This is a genomic window from Caballeronia sp. LZ035 (assembly GCF_031451175.1).
In the GTDB taxonomy this organism is placed as follows: Bacteria; Pseudomonadota; Gammaproteobacteria; order Burkholderiales; family Burkholderiaceae; genus Caballeronia.
Window position 1 is genome coordinate 1 of the sequence record NZ_JARUXS010000017.1, and the last position, 8,610, is coordinate 8,610.

The following is an 8,610-nucleotide window of genomic DNA, read 5'->3' on the forward strand; positions in this document are numbered from 1 at the left end:
CCCGATCAAGCTATACATCGCGGCGGCCCGCTCGCCCCCGCTGTCGGAGCCGACGAACAGATAATTTTTGCGTCAATGCAAATATGTGCATTGCCGGAAGAACTTCTTGTTCGCGGGCTCCGACAGCGGGGGCGAGCGGGCCGCCGCTATGTACGGTCTGATCGGAACTTGCAAGCTCAACGGAATCAACCCGCGCGCCTACCTCGAATACGTCCTGACTCATATTGCGGACCATCCCATCAACCGCGTCGATGAACTGCTGCCCTGGAACATGGCCAGCAAGCTGCCCCCGCACCCTGACTTACCCGCGTCTACTGCCTGATTGCCGACCAGTGAGAAGCACGTAGCCTGATTCCCCGATCATGCCTCACGCGAACGTCCCGTTGCGAACGGCCGTCGCGAGGTGCTTACGGTAATCCGTGGGTGGCCGTCAATGATCCGCCGATCATTCGCCGCGCGAATTCCATGCAGATCAATCGCGCGTTGCCGGCGGAGTTGTGGCGCAAGCTGCGCGACGAGCTCGATGTGCGGTCGGCACCGGGGCACGCTTCGCAGTGGCGGGCGTTGCGCGCGACGATTCTGCTGATGGGCGATTCGGGGCTACGGCGCGAAGAAGCCGCGTCGGCCCGTCGCGAACATCTCAAGCCATCGGCTTACGGCACACTCGAGCGGCCGGTTTGGGAACTGACCATCGTCGGCAAAGGGCAGCGTGAACGGACGGTGCCGGTGAGTGCAGCGACACTCAGCGCGTTGCGCGCGCATTGGGTCGACCGGGGGAGAGTGTTCGATGTCGAGGGCGTCGTTGAGGGGCACGGTGTGGTCCATGTCGAGGTGCCTACCGAGGTGCATGCGGGGCCGCTGCTGGCGCCGATTTTCATCCCGTGGACGGACGCGTCGCGCCGACGTCACCGGCAGGCGCAGGCTGGAAAGAACGAAGACGGATTCAGCGTTCCATCAAAAGCGGAGGAGGCCGGCTACACCGCCGATGGCCTCAACCGACTGATCGGTCGCATGACGAAAACGCTGATCGAGACCATGGATACCCTGAGCCTGGATGAGCGTGCGCGACTTCGGGCGCGTGAACGCGCATGCATTCCGCCATACCTTCGGGAGCCAGTCCGTCGCCAGGGACGTGCTGATTGATGTCGTGCAGAAGGTATTAGGTCACGTATCGCTGCAGACAACGACCATCTATGTGCAAGCCGAGAAACAACGGGTAGTCGAAGAGGTCGCTCGCTACTATGCCGGCGTGGCGGCGCAGAAGACGTCCAACGCGTAAATCCGTTCACCGTTTGCGACGGAGTTTGCGAGGGTCACCACGAGGTACACCTGGGAGGCACAGGCGGAATGAGTCAGGGGTTGGAAGGGTATCTCTACGTGCTGTTTGACGCCTATTCGACCCGCTGCAAGATCGGTCGCACAACGAGGACTGGCAGCAAGCGCCAAAGGTCGATCATGGGGGCGCATCCAGTGCCAACCATCAACGTGCTGTACGCGCGTGTCGCGAATTGCGTTGCTTCGGAAGCTCAATGTCACCGGCATTTTGCCAGCCGCCGCGTCAATGGCGAGTGGTTCGACATCCAGGCGGACGAAGCGATCGAATACATCCACGAACACATCGACTGGTGTGAGCTCGATTTCGAGTCGCTTGGCAAGATCGCCTCCTACATCATCACAGCGCACCTGAGTATGGGCCGTTGAGTGCGGGGCTTGCTCCGTGTAGGTCGTGACAAAAGACTTCCATCATCCATTTGTCCTTCAAAGGAGGTTGATGATGGAAACCGTGGCATATCGCTGCGAGCAGACTCGGCGCAACGTCGTTGTTTGGATTTTTCGCGAAGACATCTCCGGCATCGGAGATGAGGAGAAGAGCTGGGTAGAGGTCGGCCGTCAATGCGTAGAGCATCTTCGGTGCGCTGCTTGGCCCGATTGCCCATTGGAAGGTTGACGCCGCCCGTCAGGATCACAAAGGGCGCTGGAGCGCCCTTGATCCGTTTGACGCGCGCCTTCGCTTGCCTCCATGACCGAAGGGTCAATCGAGGCGGGCCACGCCGTTCGGCGCGAACTTCCTCAGTTCGGTGGTCTTCTTATGCGGCGGATAGATGCCCATCGATTCCCGCACTTCGCACTTGGCAATGAGCGCGCCTGAAGCATCAAACACGTCATAGAACTCGATGTCGTTGTCTTGGCCCTTCCGATTTTCATTTTTCGAGCCGGTATAGGTGACGCTCATCGTGTCGTCGATCCCAAGCGCCTTCTTGTGTTCTTCGTTCATAAATCCCTCGTGGTTGATGGGGCGCATCATTCTGGTCATTCGATCGCGCGCTCCATAAAAAAGGGCGCCGAAGCGCCCTCGATATTGCGAAGCCTGCATCACGCGTGCGCGCGCTCGACCTTGGGCGCCCCCCTGGAGCGCGCTTGCCAAAGGTCATAGGCCGTCTGCTGAGCCAGCCATACGTCTGCGCGGCCGCCGTTCTCGACACCGAGCCACCCTTCAATCCGAAGGGCCATCTCTGGCGATATGCCAGCGTGCTCGTTCAATACGCGCGACAACGCCACGCGTGTAACGCCAAGCTGTTCGGCCGCTTGAGTCACCGTCAATCCGAGCTCGGGAAGTACGTCTTCCCGGAGCGTTTCACCCGGGTGAGGTGGGTTAAACATTTGAGCCATGTACTGAACCCTAGTGGTAGTCCTGGTAGTCCACCAAGACAACGTCAGTACCTTCGAATCTGAAGGTCATCCGCCAGTTGCCATTAACGCTCACAGCGTAATGGCCTACCAGATGTCTCTCCAATCCATGAAGCTTCCAGCCTGGAATATTCATGTCCTGCGGCGACTGCGCCGCATTGAGCTGGGCTAACTGACGTTTCAATTTGGATGCGTGGTCGGGGCGGATGCCTGCCTTACTTCCACTGACGAAGAACTCCTCGAGTCCTTTGTGGCGCCATGATTTGATCATGGTTTTCCCAATAACGGCCGTCGATCATGTGATCCATCCCCCGAAATGGACTACGCTACACCGTGTAGCGTATAGTTACACTATACATAAAGGGAAGATAATTTGCAAGCACCGAAATCACTGGTGGGTGCGTTCTCGAGTGCGGCGTGAACTGCATCGTCCCGATCAAGCGTGAGAATGTCGATGCCCGGTTGAATCGCAGGCGTCGGACCTACCCAAGTGTGATTCCCGAGGATCGAGAACGGCTTTACTACGAACATCGACCCGCTGCATAAATCGCGGGCGGTCGTTTGCCCGACTCCACAGGAACACGCCTTGCTCGGCTAATTGTTGTTCTTTACGGAGGAGGTACAACGATGGCAGGCGACAGCTCGTACAAGCCCGGTGAGATCGTCAAGGTGTCCGGCATCTACTCCGTCGTTCATGACGACGGCAAGGATACATTCGAAGTCACGTGTGTCGAGGGCGAACATTTTCCGCCGACGAAAAGCGGCAAGGGCGCCCACTTCGAACTCAAATATGCGGCGACGCACTCACACAAGCACGGTGAACTGAAGGGCACCGAGGCGCGTGGGTAACACAGCTTAGGCGTCGTCGATCGGCAGAAGGGCTACTTGTCTAGCGCTTCATGCCGACTGCGCGGCGCATCGCGGCAGTGATGCCTTGCCGCGTGCGCCAGTAGCCGCCCCACGGGTCCGCTGCAAGCGCGCGTTGTCGGTAGATGGCTTGCGCCATCGTCCAATGCTCGCCGCTTTTTACATCCGTCAACTCATCCCACGATATCGGCATTGATACCGCCATGCCGGGGCGGGCGCGCACCGAAAACGCGGCCACCGTGCTGGCGCTTCGACCATTGCGCAGATAGTCGATGAAGATCTTGCCGACGCGGCTTTTCGGGCCCAGCACGGCCGAGAATCGCTGCGGCACGACGCGCGTCATGTGCTGTGCGACCGCTTGTGAGAAAAGCTTCACTTCCTCCCAGCCCTGCCGACGAGTGAGCGGCACGACTATGTGAAAACCCTTGCCGCCGCTGGTTTTTGCAAATGAGCGCAGGCCGAGTTCATCCAGGACAACTTTGACAAGTGATGCGGCTTCCAGCATCGCTGACCAGGGCAGCGCGGGATCGGGATCAAGGTCGAAGATGACGCGATCGGGATGTTCCAGATCGGGCGCTACGCCGTTCCATGAGTGCATTTCGACGACGCTCATCTGAGCGAGTCCGACCAGCGCGTCGGCGGTGTTCGCTACCAGCAGCGGTTTGTGTCCTGGATAGACGTTGACGGGCAACTCTTCCACGCCGGGAATACGCGCGCGCTCGGAATGCTTCTGAAAAAACAGTTCGCCCGCGATACCGTCCGGCGCGCGTACGAGCGCAAGCGGTCGGGCGTGCAGGTAGGGCAATGCCCATTCGGCGATCGCGTCGTAGTAGCGCACGATGTCGAGCTTGATACGGCATGAGGTCTGATCCATCACGCGCTGTGGGTTGCTGATCTTGATGTCGCCCATGATGACCGTGCCGCGCGGCCCATGTCGTTCGCGTTTCGAACGGACATGCCGTATTTCGGAATCGCCAACTACCTTCTCTTCTGTGACCGCCCGGGCAGGTTTGTCTTCGCGCAGAGCATGGAACACGGGATGCCGGATTTCTCCGTTGGGCGTCCACTCCAGGAAGGACACCTCCGCCACGATGTCGGGCGCGAGCCAATAGAACTCGCGATCACGCTCGGGTTGAGGCGCGTTGTAGAAGGCGGGCTTGGCTTGAAGCAACCAGTGTGCCTTCTTTCATCATCAGCCCACGTTCGCACAGCGAGCTGCCAATCTCGTCGAACAACTTGCGTGTCAGATTGTGTTCGATCAGAAGGCGCCGGAACTTCAAAAGCGTGGTTGCATCAGGCACGTTCTCGACCGCCAGATCGATGCCGGCGAAGGCTCGCAGCGCGATGCTGTCATACAGGGTGTCTTCCAGTCCTTCGTCGGACAGCCCGTACCACTGCTGCAAGAAATAGATTCGCAGCATTCGCTCCAAGCCAATCGGCGGGCGGCCTCGCGTGCCTTTCGGATAGTGCGGCTCGACTGCCAACAGCAAGCGCTGCCACGGAACGACCTTCTCCATCTCAGCTAGGAAGCGTTGGCGCCTCGTCACTCGCTTCTTGCCTGCAACTTCCGCTTCCGCGAAGCCGATCTGCCTCTTCATCAGTGTGAGTCTGTTCCGTGATTTGCCTTCTATAACGTCCTTAGCTACGCCAGCGATGACCACCCAGCCGAATAAATCAGCGTTTCCCTAGGGAATACATGATCGTCTCCGTGAAAGGCGTACATCTTCGGTGCAGCATATGGCGCTCCCGCTTCCTATGAATAAAGCAGGCTCTTCAGCCAGTGTTTCGCATCTGGCGCACGCGTTGCTGACGAATTCGCGTTAGTCGCCAAACAGGGAGGACGCCGATGAAGCGATTTCTGCAATCCGCGCTCATGGTTGCACTGACAGGTGCATGCATGAGCGCCGCGTGGGCTCAGCAAAACGGCGCGCCGCCCGGCAATATATCGCCCAGCGACGACGGCGCCGGCAAGTCCGCGGGCATTGCGGGCGGTGCAGGGGCGGCGGGCCAGTCCGGCACCGATCCCGCCACGCTGAAGCGCACCGAAGAGCAACGCGTGAAGAAGCAGCACGGTGGTGCATCCGGTCCTGGAACGGCCAATCGCAAGGACTGGAAGGAGTGATCCCGGCTGCGCAGGACCGGGATCGCACGCGCGTTCGCAGACGCATCGTCAGCGATCTGTGGCGCGCGGTCTGGGCATGGCGTTATCAGACGGCGGCCGCGCTGGTGCTGATGATCGGCGCGCGGCTTGCCGTGGTGTCTGTGCCGCTGCTGCTCAAGCGGGTCATCGACGAGTTCAGTCACCCGGCATCTAGCGTCATCTTCCCCGTCTTCCTGATCCTCGCCTACGTGCTGCTGCGCTATCTCGGCGATGTGCTCAACGAAGCACGCGATGTGGTCTTCAGCATCGTCACGCAGCGCACCGTCGCGTCGTTCACGGAGCGAACGTTCGCGCATCTGCATGCGCTCGGCGCGCGCTTCCACGCGAGGCGCGAAACCGGCGCCGTGGTGCGCGATGTCCAGAAAGGCGCGGATGGCGTGGGTTTTTTGCTCGGCACGTCGCTGTTCACCATCGTGCCGGTGCTGATCGAGATCGGTACCGTCGTGGCGGTGATGGTCAGCAGCTACTCGCTGGAGTTCATGGTCATCATCGGCGTGACTTTCGTGCTGTACTCGGTCTGGACGCTTATCTTTACTCGCTATCGCATGCGCTACCAGCGTGCCGTGAACGCACTGGAAGCGCAGTCGGACAGCCGCCTCGTCGACAGCCTGCTCAACTACGAAACCGTCAAGTTCTTCGCCAGCGAAGACACGGAGCGCGGGCGTCTGTCGGGTGTGCTCGAACAATGGGTTCACGCGCGCGTCGCGAACCAGCGCGCGCTGACGCTGCTGCACGTAGGGCAAAGCACGATCATCGCCGCGGGCATTGCGGCCGTGATGCTGCGCGCGGCGCAGCAGGTGGTGGCGGGAACGATGAGCGTCGGCGATCTCGTGCTGGTCAATGCTTACATCGTGCAAGTGTGCAATCCGCTCAACACGCTGGGCTTCGTGTTTCGCGAGACCAACGACGCTATCGTGAACGTCGAGCGCATGTTCAACATCCTGCTGTCGCGCGGGCGCGTGCGCGAGGACATCGACGAGACCGGTGCGAAGCCGCTCGTCGTGACGGCGGGCGAGATCGAGTTCGAGCACGTCGAGTTCGGTTACGACCCGGCGCGGCAGATCCTGCGCGATGTGGACTTTCGCGCGCATCCGGGCAAGAAGCTCGCCGTGGTGGGCGGCAGCGGCTCGGGCAAATCGACGCTCGTGAAGCTGTTGTTCCGCCTCTATGAACCGACATCGGGCGCCATTCGCATCGACGGTCAGGATATCGCGCAGGTGACGCAGAACGGCCTGCGCGCGACCGTCGGCATCGTGCCGCAGGACACCGTGCTGTTCAACGATACGATCGCCTACAACATCGGCTATGGGCGACCGGACGCCACGCGCGCCGAGATCGTGCAGGCGGCGCGCGCCGCGCAGCTGGACGGGTTCATCGAGCGCCTGCCGGATCACTACGACACGCGCGTAGGCGAACGCGGCGTGCGGCTCTCGGGCGGCGAGCGGCAGCGTATCGCCATAGCGCGGGCCATCCTGAAGAATCCGCGCGTCATCGTGTTCGACGAAGCCACGTCCGCGCTCGACACGCGTTCCGAGCGTGCCATCCAGAACGAACTGGACCGGCTGGCGGAAGGACGCACGTCGATCGTGATCGCGCATCGTCTGTCCACTGTCGTCGATTCGGACTGGATCCTCGTGATGGAGCATGGACGTATCGTCGAGCAGGGACAGCATGACGACCTTCTCGCGCTCGATGGCGTGTATGCCCGCATGTGGTCGCTGCAATGGCAACAAGGCGAACTCGAACATGCGCAGCGCAAGATATCGGCGGAAGCGGTCGGGCTCGATGCGCTGGTGAGCGGCGTGATCGATGCGCTCCACGAAGAGATCGCGACGCGCGGCGTGAATCTCTATACGGTGATGACCGAACCGGGCTTGCGCGTATCGGGTGACGCGGGCGTGTTGCAGCAGATCGTCGCGGAGCTGTGCCGCGTGCAGATCGGCACGGCGGCGCGTGGGGAGCGCGTCGAGTTGCGCGTGTTCCGAGAAGGCAATCATGCGTCGCTGGTGGTGATGGGACAGCGCGCCGCGCCGGTGGAACTGTCGCGGCAACAGATGCGCCGGCTGGAGAAGGCGCTGACGGAGATTGGCGGGGGCTTCGCAGCGCGCACCATCGACAGGCAGGTGGCCTATGTCGCGACGATGCCGCTGCGCCCCGTGCTCGACGATGCCCACATCAATGCCGGTACCGCCGAGGATGCGCTCTCCGGCATCACGGTCATGGTGCTGGACGATCAGGAAGAAGCTCGCGATGCACTCGAGGCCGTGCTCGAGACCGTCGGCGCGCAGGTGGTGTCATGTGCGTCCGGCGACGAAGCGCTGGCGCGGCTGCGCGCTTTGCCCACGGCGCAATGGCCCGGCGTCCTGCTGTGCGATATCGTGCTGGGCGGCGATCAGGACGGCTACGACGTATTGCGGCTGATACGCGAAGAAGAGGCAAGCCGCGGCGCGTCGCTGGCCGAGCGCATGCCTGCTATCGCGCTGACGGGCTTTGCTCAGGCCGAGGCGCGCGCGCGGGCCCAGGCGGCGGGCTTCCAGGCCCACCTGACCAAGCCCGTGCCCGCGCCGAAGCTGATTGCCACCATCGAGGGCGTCACCGCGCGCAGCGTTTAAACGGCATGCGCGGCGCGTGCATCGGCGGCTTCGATGACGCCGCGGAAATGCTGTGCGGTGTGCCGCAAGCCTTCGTCGAGCTGCGTGGACGGCGCCCAGCCGAGCAAGTCGCGCGCAAGCGAGATGTCCGGCTGGCGATGCCAGGGATCGTCGAGCGGCAATGGCTTGAACATGATCTCGGATGACGACCCCGTCAACTCGATGATGCGCCGCGCGATGTCGAGCATCGACAGTTCATGCGGATTGCCGAGGTTCACCGGACCGGTGACGTCGTCGGGCGTG

The 8,610-nt window shown here is 61.6% G+C and carries 10 protein-coding genes and 3 pseudogenes; 7 read left to right on the forward strand and 6 right to left on the reverse strand.

Annotated features, from left to right (window positions below):
• Positions 1-94: 94 nt before the first annotated feature.
• From QCE88_RS41660 to QCE88_RS41675, 4 genes and pseudogenes are all read left to right on the forward strand, one after another.
• Positions 95-322 (forward strand): annotated as a pseudogene (locus QCE88_RS41660) (transposase domain-containing protein); the annotation flags it as partial.
• A 101-nt stretch (positions 323-423) separates the two neighbouring features.
• Complete coding sequence (locus QCE88_RS41665; RefSeq protein ID WP_309911878.1) at positions 424-1,143, forward strand: hypothetical protein; 720 nt, start codon at positions 424-426, stop codon at positions 1,141-1,143.
• Positions 1,055-1,279 carry a site-specific integrase gene (locus QCE88_RS41670; protein WP_309911879.1) on the forward strand — a complete coding sequence of 75 codons (225 nt, stop codon included), beginning with the start codon at positions 1,055-1,057 and terminating at the stop codon, positions 1,277-1,279. The genes QCE88_RS41665 and QCE88_RS41670 overlap by 89 nt, the downstream gene beginning before the upstream one ends.
• A 68-nt stretch (positions 1,280-1,347) precedes the next feature.
• A complete protein-coding gene (locus tag QCE88_RS41675) occupies positions 1,348-1,701 on the forward strand; it encodes a GIY-YIG nuclease family protein (RefSeq protein ID WP_309911881.1) in 354 nt (117 codons plus the stop codon).
• A 331-nt stretch (positions 1,702-2,032) separates the two neighbouring features.
• On the opposite strand, the gene QCE88_RS41680 is transcribed toward QCE88_RS41675, so the two are convergent.
• The 3 genes from QCE88_RS41680 to QCE88_RS41690 all read right to left on the reverse strand — a co-directional run bounded on the left by QCE88_RS41680 (position 2,033) and on the right by QCE88_RS41690 (position 2,959).
• Positions 2,033-2,275 (reverse strand): hypothetical protein, encoded by a 243-nt coding sequence (locus QCE88_RS41680; protein ID WP_309911883.1) that lies wholly within the window; start codon positions 2,273-2,275, stop codon positions 2,033-2,035.
• Positions 2,276-2,373: 98 nt separating this feature from the next.
• Entirely contained in the window at positions 2,374-2,670 is a 297-nt protein-coding gene (locus QCE88_RS41685) for a HigA family addiction module antitoxin (RefSeq protein WP_309911884.1), read from the reverse strand.
• Between the two features lie 10 nt (positions 2,671-2,680).
• Positions 2,681-2,959, reverse strand: coding sequence for a type II toxin-antitoxin system RelE/ParE family toxin (locus QCE88_RS41690; protein ID WP_309911886.1), 279 nt, complete (start codon positions 2,957-2,959; stop codon positions 2,681-2,683).
• A gap of 356 nt (positions 2,960-3,315) precedes the next feature.
• Between QCE88_RS41690 and QCE88_RS41695 the strand changes: the two genes are divergently transcribed.
• Positions 3,316-3,537, forward strand: a complete 222-nt coding sequence (locus QCE88_RS41695) for a hypothetical protein (RefSeq protein WP_309911887.1) — start codon at positions 3,316-3,318, stop codon at positions 3,535-3,537.
• Positions 3,538-3,577: 40 nt separating this feature from the next.
• On the opposite strand, the gene ligD is transcribed toward QCE88_RS41695, so the two are convergent.
• Together ligD and QCE88_RS41705 are read right to left on the reverse strand one after the other, a co-directional pair.
• A complete protein-coding gene (ligD, locus tag QCE88_RS41700) occupies positions 3,578-4,726 on the reverse strand; it encodes a DNA ligase D (protein ID WP_309911889.1) in 1,149 nt (382 codons plus the stop codon).
• Positions 4,725-5,153 (reverse strand): annotated as a pseudogene (locus QCE88_RS41705) (transposase); the annotation flags it as partial. The gene ligD and the pseudogene QCE88_RS41705, both read right to left, overlap by 2 nt.
• 248 nt (positions 5,154-5,401) lie before the next feature.
• On the opposite strand from QCE88_RS41705, the gene QCE88_RS41710 reads away from it, so the two are divergent.
• Both QCE88_RS41710 and QCE88_RS41715 read left to right on the forward strand, forming a co-directional pair.
• Positions 5,402-5,677: a hypothetical protein gene (locus tag QCE88_RS41710; RefSeq protein ID WP_309911890.1), complete on the forward strand. Its 276-nt coding sequence runs from the start codon at positions 5,402-5,404 to the stop codon at positions 5,675-5,677.
• Complete coding sequence (locus tag QCE88_RS41715; protein ID WP_409018341.1) at positions 5,677-8,328, forward strand: ATP-binding cassette domain-containing protein; 2,652 nt, start codon at positions 5,677-5,679, stop codon at positions 8,326-8,328. Before QCE88_RS41710 ends, QCE88_RS41715 begins: the two co-directional genes overlap by 1 nt.
• Here the strand turns inward: QCE88_RS41715 and QCE88_RS41720 are convergent.
• A pseudogene (locus QCE88_RS41720) lies at positions 8,325-8,610 on the reverse strand (SDR family NAD-dependent epimerase/dehydratase); the annotation flags it as partial. The gene QCE88_RS41715 and the pseudogene QCE88_RS41720 sit on opposite strands and share 4 nt — an antisense overlap.

Bases quoted from the DNA above. Each gene is read 5' to 3' on its own strand.
- QCE88_RS41670 (WP_309911879.1), top strand. From the start codon at position 1,055: ATGAGCGTGCGCGACTTCGGGCGCGTGAACGCGCATGCATTCCGCCAT.
- QCE88_RS41675 (WP_309911881.1), top strand. From the start codon at position 1,348: ATGAGTCAGGGGTTGGAAGGGTATCTCTACGTGCTGTTTGACGCCTAT.
- QCE88_RS41680 (WP_309911883.1), bottom strand. From the start codon at position 2,275: ATGAACGAAGAACACAAGAAGGCGCTTGGGATCGACGACACGATGAGC.
- QCE88_RS41685 (WP_309911884.1), bottom strand. From the start codon at position 2,670: ATGGCTCAAATGTTTAACCCACCTCACCCGGGTGAAACGCTCCGGGAA.
- QCE88_RS41690 (WP_309911886.1), bottom strand. From the start codon at position 2,959: ATGATCAAATCATGGCGCCACAAAGGACTCGAGGAGTTCTTCGTCAGT.
- QCE88_RS41695 (WP_309911887.1), top strand. From the start codon at position 3,316: ATGGCAGGCGACAGCTCGTACAAGCCCGGTGAGATCGTCAAGGTGTCC.
- QCE88_RS41710 (WP_309911890.1), top strand. From the start codon at position 5,402: ATGAAGCGATTTCTGCAATCCGCGCTCATGGTTGCACTGACAGGTGCA.